Here is a 16,162-nt window from a genome sequence, read left to right as displayed (position 1 = left end):
ATACATTAAGAATCAGTTTTCTTTCTGAAATTAATCATAGTTTGCAGATAAGCATCAGGCATTCCTGTATCAAAACAATGTCCCTCAACAATGTAGCCTGTCATTCCTTCGGCTTCTCGTAGTTGATCGAGTGCAGATGTTAATTGAAATTCGCCGCGATCGCGCATGTCATTCCTAATATTTTCTTCTAAAAAGTCAAACAACTTTGGTGATAATGCGTATAAACCAAAGATACACAAGAATTCGTCTTCCGGTATTCCCTCTACACGTAAGTGCTGACGCGCATATTCAATTGAGGGTTTCTCATAAACTTGCGTAACAATAAGAATTGACTCGTGTTGCCAATTACCTGCAATACAACCAGCTTTATGAATCATTTCTGCTGGCATTATTGTTAAGCCGATTGTACTTTGATTAACTTGGTTATAAATATCTAAAACTTGTGCAGTACAAGATTTTTCAGTGTTAGAGTCATAGATATGATCGCCTAACATTAATAGAAAAGGTTCGTTATTTACCCATTCTTTAGCACAAAATACTGCATGACCATAGCCTTCTTGTGTATCCTGCGTCAGGATTGTTATTTTACTACCTAAATCTTGGAGATACTCGCTATATTTTTGATTTTGTGGTGATAATTTTTGCAGAAGTTCGTGTTTAGGTGGGGATTTAAAGAAATCTTCAAAAAGAGAGCGATCGCTTGTTTGTATAACGATACCAACTTCTTCAATTCCGGCGTTGACCGCTTCTTCTACAATAAGTTGAATCACAGGTTTTGCTCTTCCATCTTTATCAATAATCGGAAAGAGTTCTTTTTTAATAGCTTTGGTTGCTGGGAATAAACGAGTTCCGAACCCTGCTGCGGGAATTACTGCTTTGCGAATTTTTTTGGGATAATTTATCTGCATATTTTCAAGCATTCATTAACGCTTACTAGCGTGTAAAATAGTTAAACCAATGATTTCTTCATGCTTGTTGTAGCGAATAATAATATCATCATTTGTAAGTTCACTGTCATCAGCAGTTGCAGCAGGGTTTTGGAAATTAATATATACTACATCTGCTTCAGCATCGTAAGATAGATAAAAATCTTGGGAAGGAAGATGTTTAATATTAGTCACTAATTTTATGTATAGATTAACATCAATACTAGCTAAGGCCATATTTGTCTCCTGCGAGTTAAGTATTGACGACGGCACGTCAAAAATGCTGTAATGACAAATCCATCGTTAATGAGTTCTCGGTAAGCGACTACTAACCACTTTCCTGGCTGAATTTCTTGCATAGCTAACAGTTCGCCTTCTCTACCTTCTAGAATACATTTAGGTTGAGAAATCACTTCAAGAAGTTTTGTTTTGCTGTCAACAAGTTCGGGATGTTCTTCAAGAATGTGTTGCCACCGCTCGTCTGGTAGTCGAATTGGGATATTATTTTTGGAGTGGGCGATCGCAACCATCAAGATCAAATGCACAATTGGTAAAAAAGAGGCAGAGCATAAAAACTCTGCACTTATATCAGCTTACTTAGTTCATCACTCTACGCTGAAAATATCTTATCCAACGACGAAGTTGACAAGTTTTCCAGGTACAACAATGACCTTTTTTACGTCTTTACCTTCGATGTAACGCTGCGCAGCTTCAGATTCGCGGGCAAACTTTTCAAGTTCAGCTTTGTCAGCTTGCGCGGGTACTTGTAAGTCACCGCGTTTTTTACCGTTGATTTGAACTACTAACGTGATTTCGTCAGCGACTAAGGCTGATTCATCGTATTTCAACCAAGGTTGGATGTGAATTGATTCGGTGTTACCTAAACTGTGCCACAATTCCTCAGCAATATGAGGTGCAAAAGGTGCTAGCAATATTAGTAAACTTTGAATACCTTCAGCATAAATTGCCGAGTCTTTACACGGTGCATCAGCAAGTGCGTTACTTAATTTCATTAACTCAGAAACGGCGGTATTAAATTGATATTCGCCTTCTAAGTCTTCACTCACAGCTTTAATTGCAGTGTGAATCGCCCGTCGCAGTTCTTTTTCTGGTTTGGTTAATGCTTGCTGACTCGCAACTGCTGGTTGATTGCTGTAATCGGTGACTAAACGCCAAACGCGATTTAAAAAGCGGAATTGTCCTTCAACATCGGCGTCTTCCCACTCTAAGTCTTTTTCTGGAGGTGCTTTAAACAAAATAAACATCCGTGCAGTATCCACACCGTACTTAGCTAAGACTTCTTCAGGATCAATGCCGTTGTATTTAGATTTAGACATCTTCTCATAGAAGACTTGCAACAGTTCGCCAGTTTCGGGATCTTTAGGATCGTTAGGATCAACTTGTGCGGGTGCAATGTATTTACCAGTTACAGGGTTTTTGTAGGTTATTCCTTGCACCATTCCTTGAGTTAATAGACGCTGGAAAGGTTCGTCGAAGTTTAATAAGCCGCGATCGCGCAACACTTTAGTAAAGAATCGCGAGTACAACAAGTGCAAAATTGCGTGTTCAATACCACCTACATATTGATCGACTGGCATCCAGTCATTCGTTTTTGCTGGATCAAACGCCTGTTGATCGTTTCTTGCATCAGGATAACGCAAGTAATACCACGACGAATCAATAAATGTATCCATCGTGTCAGCTTCCCGCTTGGCTGGTGTTCCACAAGTTGGACAAGGCACATTTACCCAGTCTAATTGCGTTAAAGGCGAACCACCACGACCTGTAAATTCAACTTCTTCTGGCAACTCTACAGGTAAATCTTCATCGGGAACTGGGACTATGCCACAGTTAGGGCAATGAATTACTGGAATGGGTGCGCCCCAATATCGCTGTCGAGAAATCAACCAATCGCGCAGGCGATACTGAATTCGTGCATTACCAAAACCATGTTTCTCGGCGTGTTTGACGATCGCTTCTTTCGCATTCGTAGAAATCATGCCATCAAATTCACCCGAATTTACCACAATTCCTGGTTCTGTATATGCTGCTAGTGTTGATGCATCTCCGTTTTCAGGAACAATCACAACTTTGATTGGTAAACTCTTTTCTTGGGCAAATTTGAAATCACGCACATCGTGGGCGGGAACTCCCATCACTGCACCAGTACCGTATTCATACAAAACATAATCCGCAATCCAAATTGGAATTTCTTCGTCAGTGAAAGGATGAATTGCTTTACCACCTGTGGGAATTCCCCGCTTCGGTTTATCTTCGGCGGTACGTTCTAATTCACTTTGGTTTGCAACTTCTTGCACGAATGCTTCTACTGAGGCTTGCTGTTCGGGCGTGGTGACGCGCTTTGTTAAAGGATGTTCGGGTGCTAAGACAACATACGTGACGCCATAAACAGTATCAGGGCGTGTTGTGTAAACGCCGATTTTTTCATCCGAATCGACAAGGGGAAATTCCAAGTACGCACCGATTGATTTACCAATCCAGTTCGCTTGCATTAACTTGACGCGATCGGGCCATCCTGGCAACTTATCTAAATCATTCAACAATTCTTCGGCGTAGTCAGTAATTTTCAAGAACCATTGACGCAATAATTTGCGTTCAACTTTCGCACCACTGCGCCACGATCGCCCTTCGCTGTCTACTTGTTCGTTGGCGAGAACAGTTTGATCGATCGGATCCCAATTGACTGCGGCTTCTTTTTGATATGCAAGTCCTGCTTTGAGAAATTGTAAAAAAATCCACTGCGTCCACTTGTAATACTCAGGCGAACAGGTGGCGACTTCGCGATCCCAGTCAATTGATAAGCCTAGGCGTTGCAATTGCGATCGCATCTGGACAATATTTTGATACGTCCACTTTGCAGGCGGTATTCCGCGATCAATCGCTGCATTTTCTGCTGGTAAACCAAAAGCGTCCCAACCCATGGGGTGTAATACCCGATATCCTTGCATCCGTTTTTGTCGGGCAATAACATCCGTAATCACATAGTTACGAACGTGACCCATATGCAGGCTACCCGATGGATAGGGAAACATTGATAGCGCATAAAATTTTTGCTTAGCACTATCTGTCTGAGTTTTATCTAAACCAAGATCAGCCCAAATTTGTTGCCACTTTTCCTCGATTGCTGCGGGGTTGTAACGCGACTCCACGAAAGTCACTCCTGTTATTGTCTCTGTCCCCATATTTTAGATGGTTCTCGGTGCAAATAAAGGTCTTTGCCAGAACCAAAAGTTACTTAGTTAGTATATATGTATAGATCTATACGATAAAATACTGAGTATTTATACAATTTCGTCTTGTGTCACTAACACTTTACTGACTTTATTTCTGACCTTTTCTCACTTTTTCGCACTCCCTATTTTTCTTAATTTTTTTTAAAATCTTAAATGGTTGATATAACAAGCATAAAGATTTGACAAAAGTATAGTCTTTTGAGTGATACTATTTTTTTATGGGTGATAATACGTAGGTAATATAATTAAATTTATTACTTACTGTTCAGAAGCGATCTCCTAGTTTAATGATTAATAAATATGGATGAAGAGACTGTTTTTCTACAAACAATGAGACAAGACGATAGGTGAAATACCAAGCACTTATGAATAACTAAGAATGCCACATGATATGAAATATACGCAAGCAATTTCAAATAAAATTATAAACAACAGTAAAAATTGTGACTTTAAAATTAAAACTAGGGTAAATGCAAATACATTTTATGAGTACTAAAGGCTACATATTTGAGATTGAGCACATAGCGTTACCATGCACTCTTCAATCCTGACTGTTGGCGGACAAGATTTTTTTGACAAGCTGCCATACCAGATTCGGCATGGAAAAGACTTTACTGTAGAATTTGCTATTAATGTCAACGAAGCGCAAAATTGGATTGAGGTTAGACCACCAGATATTCTTCTGGTACAGGCTGGCTTAGAGCAAAGTTTAGATCTTTGCCAATGGCTGAAACAGCAAGCACCCTTATCGTGGATATATTGCATTCTCGTCGAGGATCGCGCACAACTTATCGAAGAAAGAAAGCGTGCAAATTGGGATTGGGAATTTGATGCAACTGCTACAGCATTAGAAGAAGCTGCTGATGCTTATGTATGGCTACCAGATGATTTGAATTTAGATAAACAGTTGCAACCAATTACACGTTTGTTACTTGCCCATATTCAAGTTGGTTTACGTAAGGTAAAAAAATACCGCGACCTGATTCAAAAAAATGATGTTCTATCAATGATCGCATATATAGATGCCTTGACAGAACTCAATAATAGACGCGCTTTAGAAAGTAATTTAGTTCGCCAAATTAGAACTAGCCGAAACTACAAAATTCCTTTAAGTATTTTGATGCTAGATGTCGATTATTTTAAAGTTGTCAATGATACTTACGGACATTTGATTGGCGATCGCATTCTCAAATTACTGAGTTCGCGCTTACGCTATAACTTGCGATCAAACGACATTCCCTTTCGCTACGGTGGTGAGGAATTTGTGATTTTGCTGCATAATACTAACTGTCAAGACGCATCAGTCGTTGCTCGTCGATTGCAACGCGTTGTGAGTGAGCAACCATTTGTCATTGACAATAATTTGGCAATTCCTATTACAATCAGTATCGGGACAAGTTGTCTTAGAGCCTCAGACGATCCTGAAGGCGTACAGATGTTAGCCCGCGCTGACGAATATTTGTTGCAAGCTAAAGCTGCTGGCAGAGACTGTATTGTTGATTGCACAGACTAACTACATTGTTAATGGCTAGAATGCTGGGCGAATGAATTCGCACACTATAAACAAAGTCCACCTTCGTGGACTGACTGCTAAAAGTCTTATTCTAATGTAAGAAGGTACACTTTGCTTGGATAGCCCCGACTTCAGTCGTAGGACATCTTCTATTCATGCTGGAGGTCTATTGAATATTCACTCCTCACTGACTACTTAAATAAGTATTTAACCAACTAAATTTGATTGTGGTGTTAATGAATCAATTAAATCACTACACTCAGCAACATTAGTCCGTTTTTGCATTGCAGTAACTAAAGCTTCATACGTTGCCCAATTTTGTTTTAGTAAGGTACACGCTTGTAAGCTACAAAATCGCTGCTTCAGTTCTACACTCGCAGCAGAAAATCCCAACGATGAAAGCACACTATGAAGATGTTGCCGGTCGTCAGCACCACCTTCGGCGCGATTGTATACTAAGGTTTCTGCAGCGATTCCTGCCATCCAGATGGTACAGTAACGATCTAACAATTGAGCTGAGATTGTGCCTTGTGCAAGTTGAGATGCGACTTCGGTATCATCAAAGCTTACCCCACCTTGTCCTGGTTGTTTTTGTTTTAAAGCTTCCCAAGCACTTAAAGCATAGCCTGTAACCGGAATGCCTAAAAGATGCGCGACAAGAAAGTGTCCAGCTTCATGGCGAATAATGCGATCGCGATGTTGGGGAGAAAAACTTGCTAACCAGTCTAATATTAAAGTACCACCCTTACCTTGTAAGCTGAAACTATCTAAGGTGGCAAGCCCTAAGAGGCTAAAAGTTGCGATCGCTGGTAGCGTAGGAGATACATTGAATATTGGTCCTAGCAAAGTCGTCATTGTCGTTAAAAATATGGCGATCGCCGTTAAATTAAGCGCAGTTTGACTCATGGTGTGATTTTATTTCTAATTGTAACGATTCTTAATTATTAGATTATCTTGCAGAGGTTTGGCGTTCAAGAACACAGCGATAGAGAAAGGCTCTATTGAAGTAACATATTTAATATTCGACAATACTGGAACATTACAGCGATGGTTAATCCACCTCCAGTCTTAAACACCGTTCCTACTGACACCTGGGTAGCAGCAGCTTGGGAAGATTTTCTAACGTTTGCGGACGATCCGACTTTGGTAAGTGGGAGATTTTACTACGATGAAGGCTGCATGAGGATTGAAATGTCGCCATTAGGTTCTGCGCATGGTCAAGATAATTCAATTGTTTCTACAGTGATTGTTTTGTATGCAGCAATCAAGAACATTGCAACTAAAGAATTGACAAACACCAGTTTTAGAAAAGCTGGATTGCAAGAAGCCCAGCCGGATATCGCATACTATGTTGGAAAAAACTTGAGATTTCCGCCACGCAACAATGCACCTGTAAACTTAAATGAACTCGATCCACCGACACTTGTGGTTGAAGTTGCGGCTTCTTCCCTAGAAGACGATAGCAATCGTAAACAAAAGCTTTATCAACGCATGGGCGTACAAGAATACTGGGTTGTTGATGTCAATGCAGGTAAAGTGATTGCAAGTTGTTTAACACCAACGCAAAGTCATTTCATTCGCGAATCACAAGTGTTACCAAAACTAGATATTGATTTAGTAGAAGAAGCTTTAAAGCGTTCTCAAACTGAAGACGACGGGGCAATTAGTCGGTGGTTGATTGCGACGCTAAATCAACAATAAGGTTAACGCAACCTCACAATTTCCTCAAGTTGTTTTCCTATAACTAAAGATGTAGGAATGAGAAGTAAATCGCGAGTTCTCCACAAAAGCTTCTCACGAAAACTAACTAATGCTAAGAGGAAGTTGATTGATGTTGCATACGGTTGCTCAAACTGCTGGTAAGCAAGATTTCGTGTTGGAACTAGATACAGTTAGCTTAGCTGATCTTGCCTTGGTGGGTGGTAAAAATGCTTCCCTAGGAGAAATGATCCAGCAACTATCCAACCAAGGAGTTAACGTTCCCAGTGGTTTTGCTACCACCGCAACGGCTTATCGCTACTTTATGCAGTCGGCTGGATTGGAAGCAGAATTAGGTAAATTGTTTGCAGATTTAGATATTGAAGATGTCAACCAACTACGACAAAAAGGTAGACAAGCACGTTCCTTAATTTTGCAAACCTCATTTCCCACAGAACTAGAAGAAGCGATCGCCACTGCTTACAATCATTTGTGTCAGCGTTACGGTTTTGATACCGATGTTGCGGTGCGTTCTAGCGCTACTGCTGAAGATTTACCCGATGCAAGTTTTGCCGGACAACAGGAAACCTATCTCAATGTCCACGGATTAGCCGCAGTTCTCGACGCTTGTCACCGATGTTTCGCCTCCTTGTTTACAGATCGGGCAATTTCCTATCGCCAAATCAAAGGATTTGATCATTTAGATGTTGCACTTTCTGTCGGCGTGCAGAAAATGGTGCGATCGGATATGGCTGCTTCGGGAGTGATGTTTTCGATTGATACTGAATCTGGTTTTAAAGACGCAGTGTTGATTACTGCTGCTTACGGGTTAGGGGAAAATGTCGTCCAAGGAATGGTTAACCCTGATGAATACTTGGTGTTTAAACCAACCTTAAAAGCTGGCTTCCGCCCGATTTTAGAAAAGCGCATTGGGACAAAAGAACTGAAACTTGTTTACGATGTTGGTGGTTCTAAACAAACAAAAAACGTCCCTGTACCCCTTGACGATCGCACGCAGTTCGCCCTTAACGACGAGGAAGTTTTGCAACTGGCGCGTTGGGCTTGCTTGATTGAAAATCACTATTCCCAAGTGCGAAGAACTTTCACACCAATGGATATTGAGTGGGCGAAAGACGGGATGACAGGAGAAATGTTTATTGTCCAAGCGCGTCCTGAAACGGTGCAGTCACAAAAACATCAGAATGTACTGCGAAGTTACTCGCTGCAAAAACGCAGTCAAGTCCTCGTGACAGGACGCAGCATTGGCGAAGCAATCGGTCAAGGAAAAGTCCGCGTGATTCTAGACGTTCACAAACTCGATCAGTTTAAAGCGGGAGAAGTTTTGGTGACGTATAAAACCGATCCTGACTGGGAACCGATCATGAAAAAAGCAAGTGCGATTGTCACCAACCAAGGCGGACGGACGTGTCATGCTGCAATCATTGCCCGCGAGTTAGGAATTCCGGCGATCGTTGGTAGTGGTAATGCAATTAGTTTGTTGAAAACTGGTCAAGAAGTCACAGTTTCTTGTGCTGAAGGTGAAGAAGGTAAAGTTTATCAAGGCATATTACCTTATAAAGTTCAAGAAGTAACGCTGGAAAATTTACCGCGCACCCGCACGCAAATCATGATTAACTTGGGTAATCCGCAAGAAGCGTTTGGTGTGGCTGCAATTCCTAATGATGGTGTCGGATTAGCACGGTTGGAGTTTATTATCGCTAACCATATTAAGGTGCATCCGTTGGCATTGATTCACTTTAATGAACTTCCAGAAGATGCCATTAAAGATGAAATTGCCACATTAACTTCGCAATATGAACATAAACCGCAATACTTTGTGAATAAGTTAGCGCAAGGTGTAGCAACAATTGCGGCAGCTTTTTACCCAAAACCTGTAGTCGTCAGGCTATCAGATTTTAAGAGCAATGAATATGCCAATCTCTTGGGTGGACGCGATTTTGAACCGCAAGAAGAAAACCCTATGATTGGCTGGCGGGGCGCATCCCGATATTATAGCGATCGCTACCGTGAAGGCTTTGCTTTAGAGTGTCAGGCTATCAAAAAAGTCCGTGAAGAAATGGGCTTGACAAATGTCATCTTGATGGTTCCGTTTTGTCGCACTCCAAACGAAGGACGTCGAGTCTTAGCGGAGATGGTAAAACACGGCTTGGTACAAGGTGAAAACAGTTTACAAGTTTATGTCATGTGTGAACTACCTAGCAATGTCCTGTTAGCCGAGGAATTCAGCCAAGTTTTTGATGGCTTTTCGATTGGTTCTAATGATTTGACCCAACTTGCATTGGGCTTAGACCGCGATTCAGCAATGGTTGCAGATTTATTTGATGAACGCAATGATGCCGTGAAAAAATTAGTTCAAATGGCGATCGCAACTGCGAAACAACACAATCGCAAAATTGGTATTTGCGGTCAAGCACCCAGCGATTATCCCGAATTTGCCCGTTTCTTAGTTGAGCAAGGAATTGATTCAATTAGCCTCAATCCTGATTCTGTACTTAAAAATCTACTACAAATTGCCGCAGTGGAAGGAATAGAAGTCAAATCATAAAATTCCAATAACTGGTTAACTCTGATCTTTGACATCTGACCTCTATTACACTACTACAAAATTTCATTGAGGAGCGTTTCTATGTATACCAGAATTCTCGTTGCACTCGATCGTTCTCCTATGGGCGAACAAGTTTTTCAACAAGCAATTGATGTGGCTAAAGCAACGAATGCCAATGTCATGTTGTTGCACGTTCTTTCTCCAGAGGAACAAGGAAGTCCAGATACTTCTTTGATGAGAGAAGAATACTATCCTGGTTTAAGCAGTGAAATTGCCGAGTTGCATCGTCAGCAATGGCGGGAGTTTGAACAACAAGGAATTGAGATGCTACGCGATCGCAGCGAACAAGCCTCTCGTGTAGGTGTTAAAGCTGCTTTTGAGCAGGTTTTTGGTACTCCTAGTCGCGCGATTTGTGACTATGCACGTAAATGGAATGCTGATTTAATTATCCTAGGAAGGCGCGGTCATTCTGGTCTAAAAGAGTTGTTTCTTGGTAGTGTGAGTAATTATGTTCTTCATCACGCTTCTGCTTCAGTTTTGACGATTCAATCTGTTAGTAAAGAAAGTCCTCAAGACAGTCAGAAGCAACAAGTAGAAGCATTATCTTAGTTCTCAATTTCAAAACTGCTGCTAGTTCCCTACTAGCGCAGTTACTTATGTTTGAACTACAGAGGCACAGAGTAAAGAATAACTAATTTCTTATCGGATATAAATGCGAGGCAAAATCTGCAAACTATATTAACAGTATTGGAGAAAAACAATGGTTCGTTTGAGAAGAAAACGAAGGTCATTGTACCAAAATATTTTACAAACTGTGCTTTGGCTGTTATTACTAGGAATATGGACAATAATTATATTCTTAGGTATAGGAACTTTTATATCACAGCCAGTACTTGCAATTGTGAATCAAATTGAAGCACCAGGAGAAATACTTTATCGTTCTCAGCAAAGATTAACAGATTCTTCAGGAAATTCTTGGCAGGTCATTTTATTTAAACAAGTGCAATCTGGGCAAGCAGCTTTAATTAATTTGAGGCTAGTAGGATTTCCAGGAGTTGCAGAGTTAGTTCATCCACAACCACTCCAAATTACAACGCCTACAGGCGACATTTTAACCGCAAATGATGTGTTTTTAGACGAAGCGCCTGCACCAACAATCGCTCAATATGATTTCAAAGATGTTTTGCCAAACTTACCTACAGAATCCCTACAACTGAGTTTACCTTTAGTTGGCGATCGCTTCATTCGTATTTCTGTTCCACGATTTGTCGTGCAGGAATGGCAAGAAGTTGCTGTTAAAGCATAGGTGCATTAGTAAAATCACTGGAGAAATTAATTATGAGGCATAAATGGCGTACTGCTATCACAGGATTTCTCTGCACTTTACTACTGCTACTCTTTCTTGTTACCCCAGTTTGGTCGTTAGCAAGTCGCAGCAAAGATCAAGTGATTATTGGTGCGAATGAAGTGATTGCCAACGATCTCTATGTTGCTGGTAGGACAATTACAATTAATGGCACTGTCAACGGCGATCTTGTAGCGGCTGGTCGTTTAATTACCATCAATGGTACAGTTCAAGGCGATCTCTTAGCTGCAGGTCAAGCAGTTGTCATCAATGGCGCTGTCAATGACGATCTCCGAGTCGTTAGTCAAGTTACACAGTTGAGTTCAAATGCACGTATTGGAGATGATGTTGTCGCTGCGGGTTGGAGTTTTGAAAGTGTTGCTGGTAGTACAGTAGCAAGCGATTTAGCTTTTACAGGATGGCAAGCACTGTTAGCGGGGAGTGTCGGGCGAAATGTCATCGGAAGTATGGCAGCATTAGAACTGCGTAGTAGTATTGGTAGTAATGTCAATGTCACAATGGGTGCAGAAGGCGATGCACCTGAAGCTTATCCGCCTTTTTTTCCTCAACCACCAGTTCCAACGCCCCAATTACGCGCTGGCTTAACGGTAGCAGATTCAGTGCAAATTGGTAGCAATTTAACATATCGTTCTCCTGATGTCGCGAATATTAGTCAGCAAGCACAAATTGCTGGGGGTGTTATCCGCGAAGCATTACCAGAAGCAGAAACAGTAGCACCAAATCCGGTAGCAATCATTGTTCAGCAGTTGCAGTACTTACTTGCTTTAGTATTGGTAGGATGGCTATTACTCAAATTTGTACCATCTTGGATTCAACGCTTAGCAGCGATCGCATCTTCTAAACCTCTACCAAGTGTAGGGTGGGGAATTGTGAGTCTTCTTTTAGTAGGAATCATAGCGTTCGCGATCGCTGTTGTGACGTTTGTTCTTACAGCCTTATCAGCTGTCACTTTACCTATTCTCATTATTCCAATTATGGGTTTAGGAACACTCGCTAACCTTGCCTTATTCGTTAGTTTCTTTTTATTTGCTACCTTTGTGCCTCAAATTATCGTCAGTTTGCTAAGTGGATATTGGCTGATGCAGAAACTGCAACCAAACACATCATCAAGGCGTTTCGTTTCTCTTATCGTGGGTTTATTCGTATTTGTGATTTTGACTGCAATCCCCCTCATAGGTGGCTTACTCCATTTAGCGACAATCTTTCTTGGCTTGGGTGCATTGTGGATTTGGATACGCAACAAACGCGATCGCACGCCAAAGGAAGATCAATTAATAGCAGTATAAATTACAACCTCATCTGAATCTGATGTAGAATACTTTTATCTTTGATTTTGTCATCATTTGCCAGTAGTAAAATCTTACTGATAACCTCGCTGATCTTTGAATCGCCACCATCGCTAAAAGGCAAAAAAAGTTTCTGTCGTTTTCCCAGCGATCTGGAACAATACAAAGATAATGACCTGGTTTAATGTGAATTGCTGCACTAGCAAGATGTACTTGATAGCAAGCTAATTTTCCTTGTACCTGCGCAAAATGTCCTGCAACAGTGACATTTGCTAAACCCAAATCAGCTATTAGTGTTCTAATTAAATCCCCGTGTCGTTGATAAGTCTCTTGAGATAAATGTGTTTCTCCTTCGCGTTGTGCTACCGTAACGACTAAATCAGCATCACGCATCACTTCAGAAAAAATGATTGGAGGGATATCAATTAACGGTAACAAAGTTCCATCAATAAATTGATCGGCTTGAAAGTAAATGCGATCGCTTGTAATCTCCTCTGATGCAGATAAATAGTAACTCGCATCTTGAAACTCAAAATAGGCAACTAAATCTAATTCTGGAAAGACTTTAAACGGTATAGGATATTCACCATAACCAAGCTGCCAACCCCGCGATTGTAATAGCCTTGCAACAACCCGTGATTCTAATTTATGTCCTGCAAAGCGATATGAATAATTATAAGTTTCTTGTTCCGCAGGTGTCACCAAATAAAGTTCGCGAAATACTTGTTTAAAAGGCTGTACAAGGCGTTGACGAAAAATTTCTTGTTGCCATGCCGCTAATTCACCTTTGTGAAAAAAATGATACGGATGAGCAATATAACTTTGATTTTGTAATGGTATCAATTTGCCATCTAAACCTTGTACTGCTAAAGCATCAGTCACAAACAAGCCACAGCTTTGTTCCGTCAATAAAACAAGTTGATTCAACATTTTCCGTGCGATCGGGATTTGGCTAAAGACAGTTAGTTCCTCATAGCTTAACGGCTGTCCTGTTGCCATTATTTCCTCAAAATGACGGCGAAAACGCGTCATCTGATTGCGCAGTTGCTGCACTGTTGCTTTAATTTCGGTATAGATTTGACTTTGGCGAACAACAGTAGGCACAGACTTAAGTAACTGATCGCCTCGGCGTACGCTAAGTTGCACATCAGCTTGCTTTAAAGCGATTGTTACTTGATATTCACCAATTGACCAATGACACGTTTCTGGTGCTATCTTTTGGTTAAAATGCGCCTCCATCATCGACTCTAAGCGTTGCGCGTTGGGATAGCCAGCGACTTGTGCCAAATAAGCTAAAGCTTGTTGGACTGCTATTTGTTCATTTGCCTGTTTTTCTGCACCAAATTTTTTGCTTTCTTTGAGAAACTGCTGTAGAAATAAATAACGTTCTAGAACTTCTTCTTGTCCTCCTTCTAGAGGTAATAAACCATAAGCTTTAATAGCAAGTTGTTTACGTTGGGCTAGCGCCTGTTCAATTTCTGTACGATTCCAACCTGCGATCGCCTCAATTAAAAACACAGTATTCTTATCAAAAACTTTAGCTTCACGCCATAGCGTCCAAATTTCGCGTCCTAAATCCCCAGCTTTTACAAAAGCACTTCTCAGCGTAGCAACTGTTTTCAAATCAAGTTCTACTTTAAATGTATCGGTAATGTTGTGTTTAACAATTTTCAGTATATTTATCAGAGGTAATGCCTCATCCCAACCCAAAGCTACACACAATACATTCTGGCTATTTTGAGCAATCGGTAGTAAATATTTTAATGAAGTAAAAGGTAATCTTTGCAACTGAGCAATAAGTACTTGACGATCTGTGGGTAATTCTGGTTCAGTATCGGCTGCCTGTGCCAAGTTAATAACAGCCCTAGTAATTCCATCTTGCCATTTAATTTTGTTCGGATTCCTAAAATACTTGTTCGCGTGAGGATACACAAGTTTGCCAATTTGATAAATGCTATGTTGCCTAACAGCTTCTAATAAATAATGACTGCCTTGAAGTTTCTTAATTCGCGTCAAGATGTAGTAGTTTTCTTTTGAAAGGTTTTGGGCTGTTTCCCCTACTAATTTGTCACAGTATTCTAAAATTACTCGGCTAAATTGATCGCTAAGTTGCGCGTGAAAAGGAGTAACAACTCCATCAGCCATCAATTCACAAGCATCGTGAAAAATTAGCGGTAGATGTTGTACAGCTTGACAAAATTCTGTATAGCCGAAACGTCCATATTCATGCAAACGATTCATCAAGTGTGGAAAGTAATAGCAAAGTCCTTTGTTTGATTGCGTGTAGAAACCACGTCCATAAATTTGATATGCCCGAATTGATTTACAACTGTCAAAATCATATGGGTATGCATATGCATCAAAGTTGAATTGCCATTGCTGCTGTTGAGACTTGGCATCATCGTTGTAACAAGGAAAACCTTGAGGAGTATAGTACATTTTCCCAAAGTAGCCAGAAGGATCGAAAGGTCCAAAATCCCATTTTCCAAGCACAAGTTGTTCAACTAGATGTATATTTTGCGAAGATGGCGGTAGCTTTAGTAGTAACGCTAAGCAATCCTCTAGAGTTGGTGTTAGATACAAATCAGGAACATAGCAAATCCTCTGACGCTGTTTAATTTCGACTTCGTTGGTATAAAAGGGATTTGCCAGGATTTGTGTCAATCTATTTGCTAAGCGATCGCACATATCAAATGGAGTAAATTCAATCAAGCAGGCAGTTAAGATTTCTACCACAGCTTGATACTGTGGTACATTGATTATGTAGCAACTCTGCCAAAGCATCGGATTAAAATACGTATCAGCTGCCAAGTTACCTAATTCAGTTATTGGCAAGTGTGTTGCTAATTGCTCTAAACTTCTTTGTACTAATATAGATAATTGCCCAAAATTGTGAGGCACACTCCAACCAAAAACTATCTGCCCACTAGGAATATTCATTATTTCCGCATTTCTCAATGTTGCCATTTCATCCCTAAATAGCAACTCGTAGATTCCTTGTTGAGTAGACAAATGCTGGTAATTTTTAATCTGATCTATTTGCCATACATCTACAAATAGACGAGAAATTTCTCGTTCAAATAATGTTACTCTTTCTTGCAGCGAGGTCGGTATTTCCATAGTTTATACCTTTAAAGCTTCTTCAGACTTTCTTCAATCCACAATCGTATTAACCACCTACCAATGGCATTAACCGCAAGAACGTAACTTTTGTTTCTTGACTCAACGTTATTTTTGCTTCTAAGCTTTCTACTTGCTGACCATTTACTAAAATAATGAATACTCCATTATTAAACGCATGTAGCGCTTTTTTTACTTCTGTTCCGGTATCAATTTGAAGTGTATTACATGGCTTTGAGGGAAAGCGTATTGCTCCTTGTTCCGCTTGCTTAGTAATTTCTGATACGGTTAAATACTGACGCTCTAAGAGGATGTCTGAAAAGTCAAAGACTATACCAATCGTCTCAACATAAGACGAATCATCGCAACTTGAATCATCGCCTCAGAAGTGGCAGGTAAAACCTCATAATCTTTGCTCAGTCTCCGACACCAG

Annotated in this window: 11 protein-coding genes and 1 pseudogene; 6 read left to right on the top strand and 6 right to left on the bottom strand. The window is 40.5% G+C overall.

Features of this window, described 5'->3' with window-relative positions; all coding sequences use genetic code 11:
• Positions 1–5 precede the first annotated feature (5 nt).
• The 4 genes from IQ230_RS14670 to leuS form a co-directional block, all read right to left on the bottom strand.
• Positions 6–908 (bottom strand): UTP--glucose-1-phosphate uridylyltransferase, encoded by a 903-nt coding sequence (locus IQ230_RS14670; RefSeq protein WP_193932736.1) that lies wholly within the window; start codon positions 906–908, stop codon positions 6–8.
• A 15-nt stretch (positions 909–923) separates the two neighbouring features.
• Positions 924–1,163, bottom strand: a complete 240-nt coding sequence (locus IQ230_RS14665; RefSeq protein ID WP_193932703.1) for a DUF2283 domain-containing protein — start codon at positions 1,161–1,163, stop codon at positions 924–926.
• Positions 1,154–1,471 (bottom strand): hypothetical protein, encoded by a 318-nt coding sequence (locus IQ230_RS14660; RefSeq protein ID WP_322742419.1) that lies wholly within the window; start codon positions 1,469–1,471, stop codon positions 1,154–1,156. Before IQ230_RS14660 ends, IQ230_RS14665 begins: the two co-directional genes overlap by 10 nt.
• Positions 1,472–1,552: 81 nt before the next feature.
• Entirely contained in the window at positions 1,553–4,129 is a 2,577-nt protein-coding gene (gene leuS, locus IQ230_RS14655) for a leucine--tRNA ligase (RefSeq protein ID WP_193932702.1), read from the bottom strand.
• A gap of 583 nt (positions 4,130–4,712) precedes the next feature.
• Here leuS and IQ230_RS14650 point away from each other — a divergent pair.
• Positions 4,713–5,693, top strand: a complete 981-nt coding sequence (locus IQ230_RS14650; RefSeq protein WP_193932701.1) for a GGDEF domain-containing protein — start codon at positions 4,713–4,715, stop codon at positions 5,691–5,693.
• 207 nt (positions 5,694–5,900) lie between these two features.
• Here IQ230_RS14650 and IQ230_RS14645 read toward each other — a convergent pair whose 3' ends face one another.
• Positions 5,901–6,599 carry an ATP-dependent Zn protease gene (locus IQ230_RS14645; RefSeq protein ID WP_193932700.1) on the bottom strand — a complete coding sequence of 233 codons (699 nt, stop codon included), beginning with the start codon at positions 6,597–6,599 and terminating at the stop codon, positions 5,901–5,903.
• Between the two features lie 141 nt (positions 6,600–6,740).
• Between IQ230_RS14645 and IQ230_RS14640 the strand changes: the two genes are divergently transcribed.
• The 5 genes from IQ230_RS14640 (at position 6,741) to IQ230_RS14620 (ending at position 12,609) form a co-directional block, all read left to right on the top strand.
• Positions 6,741–7,394 (top strand): Uma2 family endonuclease, encoded by a 654-nt coding sequence (locus IQ230_RS14640; RefSeq protein ID WP_193932699.1) that lies wholly within the window; start codon positions 6,741–6,743, stop codon positions 7,392–7,394.
• Between the two features lie 130 nt (positions 7,395–7,524).
• Complete coding sequence (ppsA, locus tag IQ230_RS14635) at positions 7,525–9,957, top strand: phosphoenolpyruvate synthase (protein WP_193932698.1); 2,433 nt, start codon at positions 7,525–7,527, stop codon at positions 9,955–9,957.
• 81 nt (positions 9,958–10,038) lie between these two features.
• Positions 10,039–10,566, top strand: coding sequence for a universal stress protein (locus IQ230_RS14630; RefSeq protein ID WP_193932697.1), 528 nt, complete (start codon positions 10,039–10,041; stop codon positions 10,564–10,566).
• A 151-nt stretch (positions 10,567–10,717) separates the two neighbouring features.
• Entirely contained in the window at positions 10,718–11,263 is a 546-nt protein-coding gene (locus IQ230_RS14625) for a DUF3122 domain-containing protein (protein ID WP_193932696.1), read from the top strand.
• 32 nt (positions 11,264–11,295) lie between these two features.
• On the top strand, positions 11,296–12,609 hold the full coding sequence (locus tag IQ230_RS14620; protein ID WP_228054950.1) for a bactofilin family protein: 1,314 nt from the start codon (positions 11,296–11,298) through the stop codon (positions 12,607–12,609).
• A 1-nt stretch (position 12,610) separates the two neighbouring features.
• On the opposite strand, the pseudogene IQ230_RS14615 reads toward IQ230_RS14620, so the two are convergent.
• Positions 12,611–14,754 (bottom strand): annotated as a pseudogene (locus tag IQ230_RS14615) (DUF4132 domain-containing protein).
• Positions 14,755–16,162 lie beyond the last annotated feature (1,408 nt).

It is taken from the genome of Gloeocapsopsis crepidinum LEGE 06123 (genome assembly GCF_015207655.1).
GTDB classification, from domain to species: Bacteria; Cyanobacteriota; Cyanobacteriia; order Cyanobacteriales; family Chroococcidiopsidaceae; genus Gloeocapsopsis; species Gloeocapsopsis crepidinum.
Note: the sequence above shows the minus strand (reverse complement) of the source record. Positions and strands in the feature narration are given on the sequence as shown.